Origin of the sequence: Cupriavidus sp. 30B13 (assembly GCF_049059565.2) — a bacterium.
Taxonomy (GTDB): domain Bacteria; phylum Pseudomonadota; class Gammaproteobacteria; order Burkholderiales; family Burkholderiaceae; genus Cupriavidus.
Genome location: NZ_CP188223.1, coordinates 2,504,112 through 2,523,091 on the forward strand (window position 1 = coordinate 2,504,112; position 18,980 = coordinate 2,523,091).

Annotated in this window: 14 protein-coding genes; 7 read left to right on the plus strand and 7 right to left on the minus strand. The window is 68.1% G+C overall.

What is annotated here, in order from left to right:
• From ACKI2N_RS11485 to ACKI2N_RS11495, 3 genes are read left to right on the plus strand one after another with little or no spacing between them, the layout of a single operon-like run.
• Complete coding sequence (locus ACKI2N_RS11485; RefSeq protein ID WP_420996692.1) at positions 1 to 1,071, plus strand: aldo/keto reductase; 1,071 nt, start codon at positions 1 to 3, stop codon at positions 1,069 to 1,071.
• A 27-nt stretch (positions 1,072 to 1,098) separates the two neighbouring features.
• Positions 1,099 to 1,833, plus strand: a complete 735-nt coding sequence (locus tag ACKI2N_RS11490) for an SDR family oxidoreductase (RefSeq protein WP_420996691.1) — start codon at positions 1,099 to 1,101, stop codon at positions 1,831 to 1,833.
• Between the two features lie 48 nt (positions 1,834 to 1,881).
• Positions 1,882 to 2,781: an SDR family oxidoreductase gene (locus ACKI2N_RS11495; RefSeq protein WP_420996690.1), complete on the plus strand. Its 900-nt coding sequence runs from the start codon at positions 1,882 to 1,884 to the stop codon at positions 2,779 to 2,781.
• A gap of 198 nt (positions 2,782 to 2,979) precedes the next feature.
• Here the strand turns inward: ACKI2N_RS11495 and typA are convergent, their stop codons facing one another.
• A complete protein-coding gene (typA, locus tag ACKI2N_RS11500; protein ID WP_420996689.1) occupies positions 2,980 to 4,800 on the minus strand; it encodes a translational GTPase TypA in 1,821 nt (606 codons plus the stop codon).
• A 241-nt stretch (positions 4,801 to 5,041) separates the two neighbouring features.
• On the opposite strand from typA, the gene ACKI2N_RS11505 reads away from it, so the two are divergent.
• From ACKI2N_RS11505 to ACKI2N_RS11520, 4 genes are all read left to right on the plus strand, one after another.
• Positions 5,042 to 5,539, plus strand: a complete 498-nt coding sequence (locus ACKI2N_RS11505) for a MarR family winged helix-turn-helix transcriptional regulator (protein ID WP_420996688.1) — start codon at positions 5,042 to 5,044, stop codon at positions 5,537 to 5,539.
• A gap of 94 nt (positions 5,540 to 5,633) precedes the next feature.
• Positions 5,634 to 7,154, plus strand: coding sequence for an efflux transporter outer membrane subunit (locus ACKI2N_RS11510; RefSeq protein WP_420996687.1), 1,521 nt, complete (start codon positions 5,634 to 5,636; stop codon positions 7,152 to 7,154).
• An 86-nt stretch (positions 7,155 to 7,240) separates the two neighbouring features.
• Positions 7,241 to 8,500, plus strand: coding sequence for an HlyD family efflux transporter periplasmic adaptor subunit (locus ACKI2N_RS11515; protein ID WP_420996686.1), 1,260 nt, complete (start codon positions 7,241 to 7,243; stop codon positions 8,498 to 8,500).
• 2 nt (positions 8,501 to 8,502) lie between these two features.
• Positions 8,503 to 10,107: a DHA2 family efflux MFS transporter permease subunit gene (locus ACKI2N_RS11520; protein WP_420996685.1), complete on the plus strand. Its 1,605-nt coding sequence runs from the start codon at positions 8,503 to 8,505 to the stop codon at positions 10,105 to 10,107.
• A 114-nt stretch (positions 10,108 to 10,221) separates the two neighbouring features.
• On the opposite strand, the gene truB is transcribed toward ACKI2N_RS11520, so the two are convergent.
• The 6 genes from truB to rluB form a co-directional block, all read right to left on the minus strand.
• Positions 10,222 to 11,169 (minus strand): tRNA pseudouridine(55) synthase TruB, encoded by a 948-nt coding sequence (truB, locus tag ACKI2N_RS11525; RefSeq protein WP_420996684.1) that lies wholly within the window; start codon positions 11,167 to 11,169, stop codon positions 10,222 to 10,224.
• Between the two features lie 88 nt (positions 11,170 to 11,257).
• Complete coding sequence (gene rbfA / locus ACKI2N_RS11530) at positions 11,258 to 11,626, minus strand: 30S ribosome-binding factor RbfA (protein ID WP_020205923.1); 369 nt, start codon at positions 11,624 to 11,626, stop codon at positions 11,258 to 11,260.
• 71 nt (positions 11,627 to 11,697) lie between these two features.
• Positions 11,698 to 14,601: a translation initiation factor IF-2 gene (infB, locus tag ACKI2N_RS11535; RefSeq protein ID WP_420996683.1), complete on the minus strand. Its 2,904-nt coding sequence runs from the start codon at positions 14,599 to 14,601 to the stop codon at positions 11,698 to 11,700.
• 84 nt (positions 14,602 to 14,685) lie between these two features.
• Positions 14,686 to 16,161: a transcription termination factor NusA gene (nusA, locus tag ACKI2N_RS11540; RefSeq protein WP_420996682.1), complete on the minus strand. Its 1,476-nt coding sequence runs from the start codon at positions 16,159 to 16,161 to the stop codon at positions 14,686 to 14,688.
• The gene (rimP, locus tag ACKI2N_RS11545; protein ID WP_420996681.1) at positions 16,158 to 16,646 is read right to left on the minus strand and encodes a ribosome maturation factor RimP; all 489 of its coding nucleotides are present in this window, start codon (positions 16,644 to 16,646) and stop codon (positions 16,158 to 16,160) included. Before rimP ends, nusA begins: the two co-directional genes overlap by 4 nt.
• 354 nt (positions 16,647 to 17,000) lie before the next feature.
• On the minus strand, positions 17,001 to 18,977 hold the full coding sequence (gene rluB, locus ACKI2N_RS11550) for a 23S rRNA pseudouridine(2605) synthase RluB (RefSeq protein WP_420996680.1): 1,977 nt from the start codon (positions 18,975 to 18,977) through the stop codon (positions 17,001 to 17,003).
• Between the last annotated feature and the right edge of the window lie 3 nt (positions 18,978 to 18,980).

Consider the following 18,980-nt stretch of genomic DNA (forward strand, 5'->3'; position numbering starts at 1 on the left):
ATGGCCGATGCTCTCACGCTCGATTCCTATCGTCTTCTCGGCCGGTCCGGCCTGCGCGTTTCGCCGCTGTCGCTCGGGACGATGACCTTCGGCGCCGACTGGGGCTGGGGTGCCGGCGCCGACGACGCGCGCCGCATGTTCGACCTGTATGTCGATCGGGGCGGCAACTTCGTCGACACCTCGGTCAATTACACCAATGGCACGGCCGAGCGATTGGTGGGCACCTTCATGAAGGGCAAGCGCGATCGGATCGTGGTCGCGACCAAATTCACCATGGCGCGCGAGCCCGGCAATCCCAATTCGGGCGGCAACCATCGCCTGAATATGATCCGCTCGGTCGAGACCAGCTTGCGCCAACTCGACACCGATCGCATCGAGCTGCTCTACCTGCACGGCTGGGACTTCACCACCGCGCCGGACGAGGTGATGCGCGCGTTCGACGACCTCGTGCGCAGCGGCAAGGTCGTCTACGTCGGCATTTCGAACACGCCCGCCTGGCGCATCGCGCAGATGCAGACGTTGGCGGACCTGCGCGGCTGGGCGCCGTTCGTGGCGCTCGAAGTCGAATACAGCCTCATCCAGCGCACCGTCGAGCACGAGCTGCTTCCCATGGCGCAGGCCCTGGGCCTGGGCGTGACGCCCTGGTCCCCGCTCGGCGGCGGCGTGCTCACGGGCAAATATACGCGCGCCGACCTCGCCCAGCAGGGCGAGGCCGGCGTTTCGGGTTCGCGAAAAGGCGTCAACGCCTCTTCGGGCAATCTCACCGAGCGCGCACTGGCCATTGCCGAGGCTGTGCGCGCCATCGCCGGCGAGACCGGCGCGACGTCGGCACAGGTCGCGCTAGCCTGGACGCTTGTCAATCCTGTCGTCGCGTCCCCGATCATCGGCGCGCGCACGGTCGCCCAGCTCGAAGACAATCTCGGCGCGCTCGCCGTCACGCTCAGCGCCGATCAGCTGGCGCGCCTGGAGGCGGCAAGCAAGCCCGAGCCGATTTTTCCCGCCGCCTTCATGAGCCGCCCCATGGTCCAGGGCCTCATCTTCGGCGGCGCGAACGTCACGCCCCGGGCGTGACCCTCAACCGTCAATCAGGAGGAAGCCATGCCAAACCACAGAGTGGCAATCGTCACGGGCGCATCGCGCGGAATCGGCGCGGCAGTGGCCGAGCGCCTTGCCCGGGACGGCTTCACGGTCGCCATCAATTACGCCGGCGGTGCACGCGAGGCGGACGCGGTAGCGGCCAAGATCATTGGCGCCGGGGGCAAAGCGCTCACGGCGCAGGCCGATGTCAGCGATCCTGCGGCGGTGCTGCGCATGTGGGACAGGGTCGAAAGCGAAGTCGGCAAGGTCGATGTTCTGGTCAACAATGCCGGCATCATGAAGCTGGCGAAGATCGCCGACGGCGATGACGCGCTGATCGACAGCCAGATCGCCATCAACCTGAAGGGAAGTATCAACATGATGCGCGAGGCGGCCAGGCGCCTTCGCGACGGCGGCCGGATCGTGAACTTCTCGACCAGCGTGGTCGGGCTCAAGCTCGAAACCTACGGCGTGTACGCCGCCACCAAGGCGGCGATCGAAGCGCTCACGGGAATCCTCGCCAAAGAGATGCGCGGCCGCCGCATCACCGTGAATGCGGTGGCACCCGGGCCGACCGCGACCGCGCTTTTCCTCAACGGCAAATCGCCCGAGCTCATCGAGCACATGGCGAAGATGAACCCGCTTGAGCGCCTGGGCACCCCCGAGGACATCGCCAACGCCGTGGCCTTCCTGGCCGGCCCGGACGGCGGCTGGATCAACGGGCAGGTCCTGCGCGCCAATGGCGGCATGATCTGAAGCGAAAGACCGATCACGTCAGACTCCCAGCGGGAAGGATCGCAGCTCATGAGCAATCGAATCATCCTCGTCACCGGCTCGTCCAGCGGGTTCGGCCGGCTGACCGCCGAAGCCCTGGGCCGTGCCGGCCACACCGTCTACGCCTCCATGCGCGACGTCGCGGGCCGCAACGCTCGGAACGCCGCAGCGCTGTCGGCCATCGCCGGCAGCGACATCCGCCCGATCGAACTCGACGTGCAGTCCGAACCGTCGGTCAATGCCGCGGTCGAGAAGATCATCGCGGAAAGCGGCCAGATCGATGTAGTCGTGCATAACGCCGGCCACATGATGTTCGGCCCCGCCGAAGCCTTCACGCCCGAGCAGTTCGCCCAGCAATACGACGTGAATGTGCTCGGCACGCAGCGCGTCAACCGTGCGGCGCTGCCGCATATGCGCGGCCGCCGCGAGGGCCTGCTGGTGTGGGTGTCCAGCTCCAGCTCGGCCGGTGGCACACCGCCCTACCTGTCGCCCTATTTCGCGGCAAAGGCCGCCATGGATTCGCTCGCGGTCCTCTATGCCCGCGAACTCGCCCGCTGGGGCATCGAGACGACGATCGTCGTGCCCGGCGCCTTCACCAGGGGCACCAACCACTTCGCCCATTCCGGCCGTCCCGCCGACGAAGCGCGCGCCGCCGAGTATGAGGCGGGCCCCTACGCCGGCTTCGGCGAGGCGGTGCAGAAGGCGTTCGCCGAGATCGTCCCCGACGACGCCGATCCCGCGCCGGTTGCCGAGATGATCGCCGAGATCGTCGACACGCCGTTCGGAAAACGGCCGTTCCGTGTGCACTACGACCCGACCCAGGACGGCGCCGATGTCGGCTTCGCGGTCCTCGACCGCCTGCGCGCCGAGATGCTCCACCGCGTCGGCCTGTCCGACCTGCTCAAGCCACGGGTAGTGCGACAGGACTGAGCGCCGCCGCATCACCCGGCACGGGCCGCGGACGCCATCGTCCGCGCCGTGGAGGCCAGCGAGCCGCGCTGCATCTCGTTCTATGGCGCAGTCCGGCGAAGTACCGGGCCGGAGTCAGCGTCAAACAAAAAACCGCGCACGAGGCGCGGTTTTTTGTTGCTGCCGGACTGCGGCGAAGCACGCTGTCCTGCGAGGCGCTTAGGCGTTCTCGCGCGAAGCACGCTTGCGTTCGTGCTCCTTCAGGTGCCGCTTGCGCAGGCGGATGCTCTTCGGCGTGATTTCCACCAGCTCGTCGTCGGCGATGAATTCCACCGCGTATTCGAGCGACATCTGGATCGGCGGCACCAGGCGCACGGCTTCGTCGGTACCCGAGGCGCGCACGTTGGTCAGCTGCTTGCCCTTGATCGGATTGACGACCAGGTCGTTGTCGCGGCTGTGGATGCCGATGATCATGCCTTCGTACAGCGCATCGCCCGGCTTGACGAACATGCGGCCGCGGTCCTGCAGCTTCCACAGTGCGTAGGCCACGGCGTCGCCGTCGTCCTGCGAGATCAGCACGCCGTTGTGGCGCTCGCCCAGGCCGCCTTCGCGCAGCGGCGCGTAGTCGTCGAAGATGTGGCTGATCAGGCCGGTGCCGCGCGTCAGCGTCAGGAACTCGCCCTGGAAGCCGATCAGGCCACGCGCCGGCACGCGGTATTCGAGGCGGGTGCGGCCCTTGCCGTCCGACGCCATGTCGAGCAGTTCGCCCTTGCGGCGGCCCAGCTCTTCCATCACGCTGCCCTGGTGGCCGTCTTCGACGTCCACTGTCAGCAGCTCGAACGGCTCGTGCTTGACGCCGTCGATTTCCTTGAACACCACGCGCGGGCGCGACACGGCCAGCTCGTAGCCTTCGCGGCGCATGTTTTCCAGCAGGATGGTCAGGTGCAGTTCGCCGCGGCCCGACACCTCGAAGATGGTGTCGTCGCCGGTCTCGGCCACGCGCAGCGCCACGTTCGACTTCAGTTCGCGGTCCAGGCGCTCGCGCAGCTGGCGGCTGGTCACGAACTTGCCTTCGCGGCCGGCCAGCGGCGAGGTGTTGACGCAGAAATTCATCGTCAGCGTGGGCTCGTCCACCTTCAGCATCGGCAGCGCGTCCTGGGCGTCCGGCGCGCACACGGTGCAGCCGATGCCCAGCTCTTCGATGCCGTTGATCAGCACGATGTCGCCGGCCTCGGCTTCGGGCACGATCTCGCGCTCGAGGCCCTGGAACTTCAGCACCTGGTTGATGCGGCCCTTGATCGGGTTGCCTTCGGGGCCGAACTTGACCACCACGTCCTGCAGCGCGCGCACGCGGCCGCGCGAAATGCGGCCGACGCCGATCTTGCCGACGTAGCTGGAGTAGTCCAGCGAGATGATCTGCAACTGCAGCGGGCCGTCGGGGTTGTCGTCGCGCACCGGCACCTTGGCCAGCACGGTCTCGAACAGCGGCTTCATGTCGCCCTCGCGCACGTCGTCGGTCAGGCCGGCGTAGCCGTTCAGGCCGGAGGCGTAGATCACCGGGAAGTCGAGCTGCTCGTCGGTGGCGCCGAGCTTGTCGAACAGGTCGAAGGTCTGGTTGATCACCCATTCCGGACGCGCGCCGGGGCGGTCCACCTTGTTGATCACCACGATGGGCTTCAGGCCCAGCGCCAGCGCCTTGCGCGTGACGAAGCGGGTCTGCGGCATCGGGCCTTCGACGGCGTCGACCAGCAGCAGCACGCCGTCGACCATCGACAGCACGCGCTCCACTTCACCGCCGAAGTCGGCGTGGCCCGGGGTGTCGACGATATTGATATGGGTACCGTTGTATTCGACAGCGCAATTCTTCGCCAGGATGGTGATCCCGCGTTCCTTTTCGATGTCGTTCGAATCCATCACGCGCTCGACCACTTGCTGGTTGTCGCGGAAGGTCCCTGCCTGGCGCAGGAGTTGGTCGACCAGAGTGGTCTTGCCATGATCGACGTGGGCGATGATGGCGATATTGCGGATGGCGCGGGTCATTGCAGCGTCTCGCTTGTGGGGCTGAGCATCAAAAGATAACCCGACATTATAGCATGTTGCGGCGCAAAACCCGACTCTCCTGTCCGCGACGATTCGCGGGGTCCGAAGCCGCCGGCCGGGACAGCCTTGCAGATCACAATTATTGCGTATATCGCAATAGCCAATTGCGATCCTTGCGGATCCCCATTCGTGAACATATAGTTGCCACGGCAAACATTGCAGCGACAAACACCTGCCCGACATGCCCGAGCACCCCCTGCCCCAGCCGGCCGACCAGCCCGACCGCTTCGACACCCATCCCTTCGACCCGGCGAATTACCGCATGGGAGAAAGCGTGGGCTACCTCATGGCGCGCGCCAAGAACATGCTGTCGCACGAGGTCGAGCTGGAGGTCAACGGCCTGGACATCACCCACGCGCAGGCCACCTGCCTGATGATGCTGGCCGCGGGGCGCGGCAGCACGGTGACGGACCTGGGCCGCGAGCTCAGCACCGACATGGGCTCGGTGACGCGCCTGCTCGGCCGCATGGAAAAGCGCGGCCTGATCGAGCGCCAGCGCAGCGACGCGGACCGCCGCGTGGTGGACGTGTCGATCACCGCCGCCGGCCACGCGCTGGTGCAAGCGCTGCCGCGCATCTACTGCCGCGTACTGAACCGGCATTTCCGCGATTTCTCGGAGGCCGAGCTGCAGACGTTCCGCTCGATGCTGCACCGGATCATCGGCAACAACAGCGGGTAGGCGCAGCGGCGGCCGCGCGGTGGTCAGCCGGCCGGACCGACTCACGTTCTTCAACGACAAAAACAACATTGACGCTCTCTCGCAGGGCACCAAGATGAACCAAGCTCTCACCTCTCTTTCCGCACTGTCGCCCCGCGCCAACGCGGCCGGCCGCCGTGCCGGCGCGCTGGCGCTGAGCGCGCTGGCGGCCGCGCTGCTGGCCGGCTGCGCCGCCTTCGGCAACTCGCACAGCACGCAGACGGTCACCGCGCCGGCTGCCCTGGCCAGCGCCAGGACCTTGCCCGGCGAGCACGGCCAGTGGCCCACGCTCGACTGGGTCGACCAGTTCAACGACCCGCAGCTGCGCAGCCTCGTCGACGAGGCGGTCAAGGACAGCCCCAGCCTGCAGGCCGCGTTCGCGCGCGTGGCGGCATCCCGCGCGATGGCCGACGTCACCCGCAGCGCGCTCTACCCGCACGTGGATTTCGAGGGCAGCCTGGTGCGCCAGCGCTTCTCCGCGACCGACCTGTTCGCGGGCACGCCGCTGGCCGGCTCGTGGGAAAACCAGTCGCGCCTGCAGGCCGGGCTGTCGTATGACTTCGACTTCTGGGGCAAGAACCGCGCCGCGCTCGAGGCCGCGCTGTCCGACGACCGCGCGCTGGAAGCCGAGAGCCAGGCCTCGCGCCTGATCCTGACCACCGCCGTGGCGCGCACCTATGCCCGCCTGGCCGCGCTGTACGCGCAGCGCGACGTGGCCGAGCGCGCCATCGCCCAGCGCCGCGACCTGGCCCAGCTTTCCGGCGACCGCCTGCGCGCGGGGCTCGACACGCAGGTGGAAACCACCCAGGCGCGCGGCACCGTGGCCTCGGCGCAGACCGACCTGCTGCGCGTGGACGAAGACATCCTGCTGGCGCGCAACCAGATCGCCGCCCTGCTCGGCAAGGGCCCGGACCGCGGACAGGAGATCCAGCGCCCGACCGTGCTGGCGCACGACACGCCGCAATTGCCGGACAACCTCACCATCGAACTGGTGGGCCGCCGGCCGGACCTGGTGGCCGCGCGCTGGCGCGTGGAGGCCTCCAGCAAGGACATCACGGTGGCCAAGGCCGAGTTCCTGCCCGCGGTCAGCCTGACGGCCTTTGCCGGCGTGGCCTCGCTGGACACCACCAACCTGCTGATGGGCATCAGCCGCACCTTCGGCTTCGGCCCGGCCGTGACCCTGCCGATCTTCGAAGGCGGCAAGCTGCGCGCCAACCTGCGGGGCAAGTACGCGCAGTACGACCTCGCCGTGGCCGACTACAACCAGACGCTGGTCGACGCGCTGCGCGAGACCGCCGACACGGTGGCCAGCATCCGCAGCGTGGATACGCAGATCGCCGCGCAGCGCGAGGCGCTCGCCCTGTCCGAGCGGGCCTACTCGCTCGCCATCATCCGCTACAAGGCGGGCCTCGGCACGCAGCTCACGGTGCTCAACGCCGAAAGCACCGTGCTGCAGCAGCGCCGCCTGGCCACCGACCTGCAGGCGCGCCGGCTGGACCTGCAGATGGGCCTGATGAAGGCGCTCGGCGGCGGCTACCAGGAGCCGGCCGAAAGCGCCGGCATGGCCGGAGAAAAGCCTGGCGGCGCGCACGGCTGAGTGCCCCGCCACATACATGCACGCACGATAGCCCGGATGGCCGCGGCCTCCGCACAGCACCGAGACAGCATTCTTAGAAACCGATCATGAGCGACAACAAGCAAGCGTCCCAGACTCCCGCCGCGCCGGCGGCCCCCGTGAACAACAACGGCAAGCGCAAGCGCCTGCTGCTTTCCCTGACCGCCGCGGTAGTGGTGGCGGGCGTGGCGTACGGCATCTACTGGGGCCTGTACGCGCGCCACTTCGAGAACACCGACGACGCCTACGTCGCCGGCAACGTGGTGCAGGTCACGCCGCTGGTCGGCGGCACCGTGATCTCGATCGCGGCCGACGACACCCAGCTGGTCACCGCCGGCCAGCCGCTGATCCAGCTCGACCGGGCCGACTCGCAGGTCAACCTGGAGCAGGCCGAGGCGCAGCTGGCGCAGGCCGTGCGCGAAGTGCGCACGCTCTACGTCAACAACGGCTCGCTGGCGGCCAACGTGGCGATGCGCGAGGCCGACGTGGCCAAGGCGCGCGAGGACCTCAGGCGCCGCCAGGCCATTGCCGGCTCCGGCGCGGTCTCGGGCGAGGAGATCTCGCATGCGCAGACCGCGCTGCAGGCCGCGCTGTCGGCGCTGTCCTCGATGCGCGAGCAGCTCGCCTCCAACAAAGTGCTGACCGACCAGACCACGGTGGAAAAGCATCCCAACGTGCAGCGCGCCGCCGCCAGCCTGCGCGCGGCCTACCTTGCCTTCGCGCGCTCCACGCTGCCGGCGCCGGTGACCGGCTACGTCGCCAAGCGCTCGGTGCAGGTGGGCCAGCGCGTGGCGCCCGGCACGCCGCTGATGGCGGTGGTGCCGCTGGAGCAGGTGTGGGTCGACGCCAACTTCAAGGAAGTGCAGATCACGCATATGCGCGTGGGCCAGCCGGTGACGCTCGAAGCCGACGTGTACGGCTCGAAGGTGACCTACAACGGCAAGGTGGAAGGTTTCTCGGCCGGCACCGGCTCGGCCTTCTCGCTGCTGCCGGCGCAGAACGCCACCGGCAACTGGATCAAGGTGGTGCAGCGCCTGCCGGTGCGCATCGCGCTGGACCCGCAGCAGCTCAAGGACCATCCGCTGCGCGTGGGGCTGTCGATGAACGTGACGGTCGACGTGCGCAAGGAAGAAGGCGCGTCGATGACCCAGACCGCCGCGTCGCGCCCGATGCAGACCGACGTCTATGACAAGGTCGCCCAGGACGCCGACGCGCTGATCGCCCGCATCATTTCCCTGAACAACGGCGGCCGCCAGGCTGCCGAGCCCATGGCCGCCCCGATGGCGGCGCCGGTCGCGGCACCGGCGGCCAAGCCGGCCAACACCTGAACATGGCGACCTCCCTCCCCGTGCGCGACGGCGCCGCGCCGGCCCCGCGCGCGCCGGCGGCCCGCCCGGCCGGACCGGCGCCGCTGACGGGCGGCAAGCTGGTGATCGGCACCATCGCGCTGTCGCTGGCGACGTTCATGAACGTGCTGGACTCGTCCATCGCCAACGTGTCGATCCCCGCCATCTCGGGCGACCTGGGCGTGGCGCCCAACCAGGGCACCTGGGTGATCACCTCGTTCGCGGTGGCCAATGCCATTTCCGTGCCGCTTACGGGCTGGCTGACCACCCGCTTCGGCGCGGTGCGGCTGTTCGTCACCTCGATCCTGCTGTTCGTGCTGTCGTCGTGGCTGTGCGGCGTGGCCCCCAACCTGGAAGTGCTGCTGGCCGCGCGCGTGCTGCAGGGCGCGGTGGCCGGGCCGATGATCCCGCTGTCGCAGGCGCTGCTGCTGTCGAGCTACCCGCCGCAGAAAAGCACCATGGCGCTGGCGCTGTGGGGCATGACCACGCTGGTGGCGCCCATCATGGGACCGCTGCTGGGCGGCTGGATCTCGGACAACATGACCTGGCCGTGGATCTTCTACATCAACATCCCGGTCGGGCTCGGCGCGGCCTATGCCACCTGGGCGATCTACCGCGAGCGCGAGACGCCCACCAGGATCCTGCCGATCGACCGCATCGGGCTGGCGCTGCTGGTGATCTGGGTCGGCTCGATGCAGCTGATGCTCGACAAGGGCAAGGAGCTGGACTGGTTCCACTCCACCGCGATCGTGGTGCTGGGCGTGGTGGCCGTGGTCGGGTTCCTGTTCTTCCTGGTCTGGGAGAGCTACGAGAAGCATCCCGTGGTGGACATCCACCTGTTCAAGGGACGCAACTTCAGCGCCGGCGTGGTGGCCATCTCGGTGGCCTACGGGCTGTTCTTCGGCAACCTGGTGATCCTGCCGCTGTGGCTGCAGACCATCGTGGGCTATACCGCGACCGACGCCGGCATCGTGATGGCGCCGGTGGGCATCTTCGCCATCCTGCTGTCGCCGCTGATCGGCAAGAACCTGCCTAAGATGGACGCGCGCTGGGTCGCCACGCTGGCCTTCGTCACCTTCGGCGTGGTCAGCCTGATGCGCTCGGGCTTCACGCTGCAGGTGGACAGCCGCACGCTGATGATCCCCACGCTGATCCAGGGCGCGGCGATGGCGATGTTCTTCATCCCGCTGACTTCCATCATCCTGTCGGGCCAGCCGCCGGAGAAGATGCCGTCGGCCTCGGGCGTGTCCAACTTCGTGCGGATCACCTTCGGCGCGATCGGCGCCTCGGTCTCGACCACCATCTGGGAAAACCGCTCGGCGCTGCATCACGCGCAGCTGGCCGAGCAGGTCAACCCGTTCAATCCGGCCTACATCGACCAGATCAACCACCTGATGCAGATGGGCATGACCCGGGCCCAGGCCGATGGCTTCATCGAGCGCGGCATCTCGCAGCAGGCGGCCATGCTCGGCGCCAACGACATCTTCTGGATCTCGGGGGTGCTGTTCTTCGTGCTGATCGGCTTCGTCTGGCTGACCAAGCCGAAGAAGGGCGGCGACATGGATGCGTCGGCTGCCGGCGCGCACTAGGCGCGCACTAGGCGCGGCGCGATCTCGTGCGCGCAATGAAAAAGGCCGATGCCATCGCTGGCACCGGCCTTTTTTTCGGGGCTGCCGGCAGCGACGGCCAGCCCGATTGCGGGCTCAAAGCCTGACCAGCCGCTCCGGCCGCAGCGCCCCTTCGCGCATGCGCGCCACGCCCAGCAGGCGTTGCGGCTCGCCGCCATAGACGCGCGCGAGTTCGCCCTCGGCCGGCACGGTGCCCGCCGGCAGGTCGCGCTGCGCGATGCGCTGGCCCTGCAGGAAGCGCCCCGTCGCGGCCTCGTCCAGCGTCACCGGCGCGCAGCGCTGCAGCAGCGCGTCCACCGGCGCCAGCATCGCGGGGCGCGCGGCGTCTTCATGGGCGTCGATCTGCTCCAGCGTGACGGCGCCGGCCAGGGTCAGGTCGCCCACGGCGGTGCGGCGCAGGCCGGTGAGGTGCGCGCCGCAGCCCAGCGCTTCGCCGATATCCTCGGCCAGCGTGCGGATATAGGTACCCTTGCTGCAGGTCACGCGCATGGTGAAGGCCGGCGCCTGCGGCAGGCCGCAGTCGAGCAGCGCGATCTCGTGGATGGTCACGCGGCGCGCGGCACGCTCCACGGTCTGGCCCGCGCGGGCGTACTCGTACAGCGGCTTGCCGTCTTTCTTGAGCGCCGAGTGCATCGGCGGCACCTGCTCGATCTCCCCGGTGAAGCGCGCGATGGCCGCGCGCAGCGCGTCGACGCCGCATGTCACCGCGCGCTCGGCGATCACCTCCCCTTCGGCGTCGCCGGTGGCGGTGCGGATGCCCAGGCGGACCGCGGCCTCATAGGTCTTGTCGGCTTCGAGCAGGTCCTGCGAGAACTTGGTGGCCTCGCCGAAGCACAGCGGCAACAGGCCGGTGGCGAGCGGGTCGAGCGTGCCGGTGTGGCCGGCCTTGAGCGCGCGCAGCATGCGCTTGGCGCGTACCAGCGCGTCGTTGGACGACAGGCCGAGCGGCTTGTCGAGCAGCAGCACGCCGTGCACCTCGCGGCGCGGCTGCCGGGGCGGGCGGTTGGTTTTCGGATCGGTCATGACGGGGAAGGCGGGCGAAGCGGATGCGGCTGGCAGCCAGGCAGAGGCGCGAAGATGGAAAAACGGCCCGTTGCAACGGGCCGCCGGTTCAGTCTTCCTTCGCGCGCGTCGAGTTGGCTTCGCTGATCAGCTTGGACATCTCGATGGCTTGTTCGACCGAGGTGTCGTGATGGAAGTGCAGCGTCGGCACGGTGTGGATATGCAGTTGCTTGAACAGCAGCGAATGCAGGTAGCCGGCCTTTTCGTTGAGGATGCCTTCGGCCACCGCGGCGTCGGCGCCCAGCACGGTGAAGTACACCTTGGCATGCGCGTAGTCAGGCGTCATGGTGACCGACTGCAGCGTGACGAGCCCCAGGCGGGGATCGCGCAGCTCGCGCTGGATCATCGCGGCCAGGTCACGCTGGATCTGGTCGGAAATCCGGAGATTGCGAGAGGAGATATTGCCTTTCTTGGCCATTCAATAGGGTTTTGTCGAGACGGCTGCGGCGGGCCCCGTCCGTGAACGGAGCCTGCCGCGCGCGCCACGCCTTACAGCGTGCGCGCCACCTCGGTGATTTCATACACTTCGAGCTGGTCGCCTTCCTGAACGTCGTTGAAGTTCTTGATCGACAGACCGCACTCGAAGCCTTGCTTGACTTCCTTGACGTCGTCCTTGAAGCGCTTGAGCGAATCGAGCTCGCCGGTATGGATGACCACGTTGTTGCGCAGCACCCGCACCAGGGAGGTCCGCTTGACCAGGCCGTCGGTGACCATACAGCCGGCCACCGCGCCGATCTTCGGCACGCGGAACACCTGGCGCACCTCGACCGTGCCGAGCATGACTTCGCGCTTTTCCGGCGCCAGCATGCCCGACATCGCCGCCTTGATCTCGTCTACCGCATCGTAAATGATGTTGTAGTAGCGGATGTCGATGCCGTTGTTCTCGGCCAGCTTGCGCGCGCCGGCGTCGGCACGCACGTTGAAGCCGATGATGACCGCCTTCGAGGCCGTGGCCAGGTTGACGTCCGACTCCGAGATGCCGCCCACGCCGCCGTGCACGATCTGCACGCGCACTTCGTCGGTGGAGAGCTTCTGCAGCGACTGCACCAGCGCTTCCTGCGAACCCTGCACGTCGGCCTTGACGATCAGCGGCAGCGTCTGCACTTCGCCTTCGCTCATCTGCTCCAGCATGGTTTCCAGCTTGGCAGCCTGCTGCTTGGCCAGCTTGACGTCGCGGAACTTGCCCTGGCGGAACAGCGCGATTTCGCGCGCCTTGCGCTCGTCGGGCAGCACCAGCACTTCCTCGCCGGCGGCCGGCACTTCGGACAGGCCCTGGATCTCGACCGGAATCGAGGGGCCGGCTTCCTTGGTCGGCTTGCCGGTTTCGTCCAGCATGGCGCGCACGCGGCCGTAGGCGCTGCCAGCCAGCACCACGTCGCCACGCTTGAGCGTGCCGCTGGTGACCAGGATGGTCGCGATCGGGCCCTTGCCCTTGTCGAGCTGGGCTTCCACCACCAGGCCCTTGGCCGGAGCGTCCACCGGTGCCTTCAGTTCCAGCACTTCGGCCTGCAGCAGCACCTGCTCGAGCAGCTCGTCGATGCCGGCGCCGGTCTTGGCGGACACCGGCACGAACGGCGAGTCGCCGCCGTATTCTTCCGGCAGCACCTGCTCGGCCACCAGTTCCTGCTTGACGCGGTCCGGGTTGGCTTCGGGCTTGTCGATCTTGTTGATCGCCACCACGATGGGCACGCCCGCCGCCTTGGCGTGGGCGATGGCTTCCTTGGTCTGCGGCATCACGCCGTCGTCCGCGGCCACCACCAGGATGACGATGTCGGTCGCCTTGGCACCGCGCGCACGCATGGCCGTGAAGGCCTCGTGACCCGGGGTGTCGAGGAAGGTGATCACGCCGCGCTCGGTTTCCACGTGGTAGGCACCGATGTGCTGCGTAATGCCGCCGGCTTCGCCGGCCGCGACCTTGGCGCGGCGGATGTAGTCCAGCAGCGAGGTCTTGCCGTGGTCGACGTGGCCCATCACGGTCACCACCGGCGGGCGCGGCAACTGCTCGGCGTCGGTATGTTCCTCCCCGTCCACCACCAGCAGCGCTTCCGGATCGTCCAGCTTGGCGGCAAACGCCTTGTGGCCCATTTCTTCCACCACGATCATGGCGGTTTCCTGGTCCAGCACCTGGTTGATGGTCACCATCTGGCCGAGCTTCATCATCTGCTTGATGACCTCGGATGCCTTGACGGCCATCTTGTGGGCGAGATCCGCCACCGAAATGGTTTCGGGAACGTGCACTTCACGCACCACCGGTTCGGTCGGCGCCTGGAAGTTGGTGCCGCGGTCGTCCTGCTGGTGGCGGTTGCCACGGCCGCGCGGACCACCGCGCCAGCCGCCCACGCCACCCGACGAGTCGCCGCGGGTCTTCAGGCCGCTGCCCTTCTTCTTCGAGCCTTCGTCCTGCCAGGTCGAGGAAGTGCCCGCCTTCACCACCTTGCCGGTCTTCTTGTCGACCGTGGTGGTGGTGGCGGCGGCCGTGGTGGCCGGCTTCTTCTCTTCCTTCTTGGTTTCGGTGCCAGGCGCCTTGACCGGCTTGTGCAGCGTGCCGGTCTGCTCGGCCTTCTTTTCCTCGGCCTTGCGTTCGGACGGCGCCTTGAGCACGCGTGCCGGCGCATTCAGCATCTGCTGGATGGCGCGGGCCTCGGCCTCGGCGGCTTCGCGGCGCTTGCGCGCGGCGTCCTGCTCGGCGCGGGCCTTGTCGGCAGCCTGCTTGGCTTCGTCGGCAGCCTTCTGGGCGGCGGCGCGCTCGGCGGCGAGGCGATTCTTGTCGTCCTCGGCCTTCTTGCGCGAATCGTCGTCCTCGGGCGCAGCCGTGGCGGCCGCGGCGCGCAGCGCGGCGGCTTCCTCTTCCGCCTTGCGGGCGGCGAGCTCGGCCTGGCGGCGCTCCTCGGCTTCGAGTGCTTCCTGCTTGGCGCGGCGTTCGGCTTCCTCGCGTTCGGCCGCTTCCTGGCGGGCCTTCAGCTCGGCTTCCTGGCGCGCCAGCTGCTCTGCCTGCAGACGGGCTTCCTCTTCCTGACGCGCCTGTTCGGCGGCGTCGGCCTGCTGGTCGGCACCATCGTGGCCGTCGGCGGCACCCTCGGGCGCTGCCTCGTCACGCTTGATCAGGACACGCTTCTTGCGCACCTCGACCTGCACCGTACGCGTCTTGCCGGTGGAATCGGCCTGGCGGATCTCGGAAGTCTCGCGCTTGGTCAGCGTGATCTTCTTGCGCGCGCTGTCGTCGGCCTGCCCGTGCGAACGCTTGAGGTAGTCCAGCAACCTGGTCTTGTCGGATTCGGTGATGATGTCTTCAGGCGTCACCTTGCCCACCCCAGCTGCCTGCAATTGTTCCAGCAGGGCAGCTGCGCTGCGGCTCAGTTCTGCGGCCAGTTGGGCAACTGTTGTGCTTGCCATTCAAACCCTTTCAATGCTCGGTTTATACGTCGGGACAGTCGTGTGCGGAATACGCGCCCAGGCCTGTCGGCCCGGGCGTGTCCCTCAGTTAAACCAATGTTCCCGTGCTTTCATGATCAACGCGCGGGCCTCTTCTTCGCCCAGGCCGACCATCTCGACCAGTTCGTCGACTGCCAGTTCGGCGAGTTCGTCACGCGTGTGGATATTGCCTTCGGCCAGCTTGCCGATCAGTTCCGGGGTCAGGCCGTCGAGCGAGCGCAGGTCCTGCGACACCTCTTCCACCTTTTCTTCCCGGGCCAGTTCCATCGTCAGGAGCGCGTCGCGTGCGCGGTTGCGCAGCTCGTTGACGGTGTCTTCGTCGAAGGCATCGATCTCCAGCATCTCGCTGATGGGCACATAGGCCACTTCTTCCAGCGTGGAGAATCCTTCGTCGATCAGGATGTCGGCCACTTCTTCGTCCACGTCCAGCTTGGCCATGAACAACTTGCGCACCACGTCGCTTTCCTCGGCCTGCTTCTGCGCCGATTCTTCCTGCGTCATGATGTTGATCTGCCAGCCGGTCAGCTCGGACGCCAGGCGTACGTTCTGACCGCTGCGGCCGATGGCGACGGCGAGGTTTTCCTCGTCGACCACCACGTCCATGCTGTGCTTTTCCTCGTCCACCACGATGGACTGTACCTGCGCCGGGGCCAGCGCGCCGATCACGAACTGCGCCGGGTCTTCCGACCACAGCACGATGTCGACCGCCTCGCCGCCGATCTCGTTGCGCACCGCGGTCACCCGCGTGCCGCGCACGCCGACGCAGGTGCCGATCGGGTCGATGCGCTTGTCATGCGCCACCACGGCGATCTTGGCGCGCACGCCGGGGTCGCGGGCGGCCGCCTTGATTTCCAGCAGGCCCTGTTCCATCTCCGGCACTTCGTTCTCGAACAGCTTGATCAGGAACTCGGGCGCGGTGCGCGAGAGCTCGATCTGCGGGCCGCGCGCGGTGCGGTCCACATTCAGAATATAGGCGCGCACGCGGTCGCCGGTGCGCAGATTTTCCTTCGGGATGATCTGATCGCGGGCCAGCAGCGCTTCCACGCGGCCGGACTCCACGATCAGGCCCTTCTTGTCGGCACGCTTGACCGTGCCGGTCATGACCTTTTCGCCGCGGTCGAGGTAATCGTTGAGGATCTGCTCGCGCTCGGCGTCGCGGATCTTCTGCAGGATCACCTGCTTGGCGGCCTGCGCGCCGATACGGCCGAACTCGACCGACTCGATCTGTTCTTCGATGTATTCGTCGAGCTGGATGTCCGGATTCTGCTCGCGCGCTTCGAACATCAGGATCTGCTTGTCCGGCTCCTGCAGGCCCTGTTCATCGGGGACCACGAGCCAGCGGCGGAACGTTTCATGCTCGCCGGATTCGCGATCGATGGCGACGCGAATGTCCACGTCTTCCTCGAAACGCTTCTTGGTTGCCGAAGCGAGTGCCGCTTCCAGCGCACCGAATACCACATCCTTGTCGACGTTCTTCTCACGCGCAAGCGCATCGACGAGCAACAGAACTTCGCGGCTCATTGCTTGTTCCCTTTTTTCTGATTTCCTTTGAAGTCGATCACCGGCACCAGGCGTGCGCGATCGACATCGGATATGGCGAATTGCAGCAGTGCCGTGCCGTCCTTGCCCTCGAACTCCAGGCCGATCTGCTCCGCCCCCGGCTCGCCGGTGGGTGCCTGCAGGATGCCGACAAAGTTCTTCTGGCCGTCGACCGGGAGGCGCAGCGTGACCCTGGCTTCCTGGCCCGCGAAGCGGACGTAGTCAGCCAGTTTCTTGAGCGGCCGGTCCAGCCCCGGCGAGGACACTTCGAGGCGCTCGTAGTCGATGTTCTCGACGGTAAGCACGTGCGTAAGCTGACGGCTTACCTTCTCGCAATCCTCGATGACGATCCCGGTTTCAGGCTGATCGATGTAGACGCGCATCAGTCCGCCCGGAGCGCGCTCGAGCTCAACCAGCTCGTACCCCATGCCGTTCAGGGTGGTTTCGATCAAATCTGCCAGATGCACTGTATTCCCGAATAATGGCCATCAATACCGTGGCAGACCCAGCCCACCGGCACTGCCGCCTTTCTTTCCGAAGGCGGCTTCGCAGCCTGCTTGCCTGCCCGCCATCCCGACCGGCGCGCCGCTGCGCAATGGCGCAGGCGGCATGCATGCGGAACGGGCGAACCAAAAAAAAATGGGCGCAATGCCCATCATTCGCCCATCCTTTTTCAGGATGACTTTTGAATAGACTTGGATTATACGCCGTTGCGGTGCAAAAGGCAAAGAGATAGCCGGGAGAAACCCGGACGGCAGGCGGCGCGCAGGGCGCTTCGCCCCGGCCCGGCCGCCACGCCGGCCATCCTGCACCATAAAGCGTCAGCGGTTGCCGTCCCGGCCACCGCCGCGCGGACGGCGATTGCCGCCCGGCTTGCCTGCCTGCGGCATCACATTGCCGTTGACTTCGCCGCCACCGCCACGGCGCGGGCCGCGGTTCTGGCCGCCACCCATGCCGCCCATGCCGCCGAGACCGCCCATGCCACCCATGCCCCCGCTGCGGGCACCGCGGCCGCCGCGGCCGCCGCCCATGCCGCCGGGACCGCGCGGCGCGCCGGCCGCGCCGCCCCCGAGCTTGGTGGTGTGCGAGGTCAGCAGGGTCGGGCCGCCGATGTAGCCCATCGAGGTCTGCATCGGGTCGGGCTGGCCGCGGCCCGCGCCGCTGCCGCGCGGGCCGTTGCTGCGATTCACGCGCGGCAGGCCGTCCATGCCGGTCGGCATCGGCATGCCGGCAATGGCCGCCTCGGTGCGCGCCTTGCGCCCGGTGACCTTGCTGGTGCCGCCCTTGGGCTGGCCGTCGCCCTTCGAGGGCGCCTTCAGGCCGATCGAAGCCATCAGCGCGCGCACGTCGTCGGCGGCGAGTTCCTGCCAGCGGCCGCGCTTGAGGCCGCGCGGCAGCAGGAACTGGCCGTAGCGCGTGCGGATCAGGCGCGACACGGTCAGGCCCACGGCCTCGAACATGCGGCGCACTTCGCGGTTGCGGCCTTCGGTCAGCGCCACGTGGTACCAGTGGTTGATGCCCTCGCCGCCGCCGTCGGCGATGCGCAGGAAGTTGGCTTCGCCGTCGTCGAGCTTGATGCCGTGCAGCAGGCGCTGGCGGTCGGCCTCGGCCAGTTCGCCGAGCGTGCGCACCGCGTATTCGCGCTCCACGCCGTAGCGCGGGTGCATGAACTTGTTAGCGATGTCGCCCGAGGACGTGAAGATCAGCAGGCCTTCGGTGTTGAAGTCGAGGCGGCCCACGGCCACCCACTTCCCTGCCTTGATGCGCGGCAGGCTGTCGAACACGGTCGGACGGCCTTCCGGATCCGACTGGCTGACGATCTCGCCGGCCGGCTTGTGGTACAGCAGCACGCGCGGCGGCTTGGTCGACACGCGGCGGTGAATCAGCTTGCCGTTGACGCGGACCTGGTCGGCCGGCAGGATGCGCTGGCCGATATGGGCCGGCAGGCCGTTGACCGAGACGCGCCCTTGCAGGATCAGTTCTTCCATCTCGCGGCGCGAGCCGAGGCCGCCCTCGGCCAGCACCTTGTGCAGCTTGGGCGCGTCGTCGTCGGCCGACAGTTCCCGCACCGGCTTGGCCTTGGCGCGCGCGCCGCTGGCGTCTTCCTGGTCGTACTGCCCGGAAATCACGAAGCGGAACAGGTCCTCGCCGCTGACCGCGGCAGCCGCGGGAGCCTTGTCGGCCGCACCCGGCGCCTGGCGCTGCGCGCCGCCGCCCTTGCCCTTGCCGCCCTTGCCCGCCTGGCGCGGGCCGCCCTGCTGCTGGCCTTCGGCGCCGCCGCGGCGGCCCGCGCCCTGCGCTGGCTGCCCTTGACCCTGGCCCTGCTGCGGCTTGCGCTTGCGCGCGCCGTTCGCATTGGCGCGCGCGCCGTCGCGCGGACGCTCGCCAGCGGCTTCGCCGCCGGGCTCGCCAGCACCGGCAGCATCGCCGCCGGGCGCGCGGCGGGCGCGCGGAGCCGGGCGCTCGCCCTGCTCGCCGGCCTGCACTGCTTCGCCGTCGGCGGGCTTGCGCTTGCCGCGGGTGCGCCCCTTCCGAACGCCGTCGCCGCGCGGCTGGCCATCGGCCGCGCCTGCTTCGGCGCCGGCCGGCTCGCCGTCCGCGGGACGGCCGCCTTCGCGGTCCTGCGCGGCCTGGCGGCGCGTGGCCACCAGGTTGCGCAACCCCCGGCGCAGGCCCTTGCGGCGCGGTGCGCCGTCGGCGCCATTGCCGGCGTCACCGGCCTCGCCGGCCGGCGCATCCGCCGGGCGGACGTCTTGATCAACAGAATCGGACAAGGTATTCACATTCGGATGTTGCATGGT

Coding starts and splice junctions, on each gene's coding strand:
- ACKI2N_RS11485 (WP_420996692.1), top strand. CDS start 1: ATGGCCGATGCTCTCACGCTCGATTCCTATCGTCTTCTCGGCCGGTCC.
- ACKI2N_RS11490 (WP_420996691.1), top strand. CDS start 1,099: ATGCCAAACCACAGAGTGGCAATCGTCACGGGCGCATCGCGCGGAATC.
- ACKI2N_RS11495 (WP_420996690.1), top strand. CDS start 1,882: ATGAGCAATCGAATCATCCTCGTCACCGGCTCGTCCAGCGGGTTCGGC.
- typA (WP_420996689.1), bottom strand. CDS start 4,800: ATGACCCGCGCCATCCGCAATATCGCCATCATCGCCCACGTCGATCAT.
- ACKI2N_RS11505 (WP_420996688.1), top strand. CDS start 5,042: ATGCCCGAGCACCCCCTGCCCCAGCCGGCCGACCAGCCCGACCGCTTC.
- ACKI2N_RS11510 (WP_420996687.1), top strand. CDS start 5,634: ATGAACCAAGCTCTCACCTCTCTTTCCGCACTGTCGCCCCGCGCCAAC.
- ACKI2N_RS11515 (WP_420996686.1), top strand. CDS start 7,241: ATGAGCGACAACAAGCAAGCGTCCCAGACTCCCGCCGCGCCGGCGGCC.
- ACKI2N_RS11520 (WP_420996685.1), top strand. CDS start 8,503: ATGGCGACCTCCCTCCCCGTGCGCGACGGCGCCGCGCCGGCCCCGCGC.
- truB (WP_420996684.1), bottom strand. CDS start 11,169: ATGACCGATCCGAAAACCAACCGCCCGCCCCGGCAGCCGCGCCGCGAG.
- rbfA (WP_020205923.1), bottom strand. CDS start 11,626: ATGGCCAAGAAAGGCAATATCTCCTCTCGCAATCTCCGGATTTCCGAC.
- infB (WP_420996683.1), bottom strand. CDS start 14,601: ATGGCAAGCACAACAGTTGCCCAACTGGCCGCAGAACTGAGCCGCAGC.
- nusA (WP_420996682.1), bottom strand. CDS start 16,161: ATGAGCCGCGAAGTTCTGTTGCTCGTCGATGCGCTTGCGCGTGAGAAG.
- rluB (WP_420996680.1), bottom strand. CDS start 18,977: ATGCAACATCCGAATGTGAATACCTTGTCCGATTCTGTTGATCAAGAC.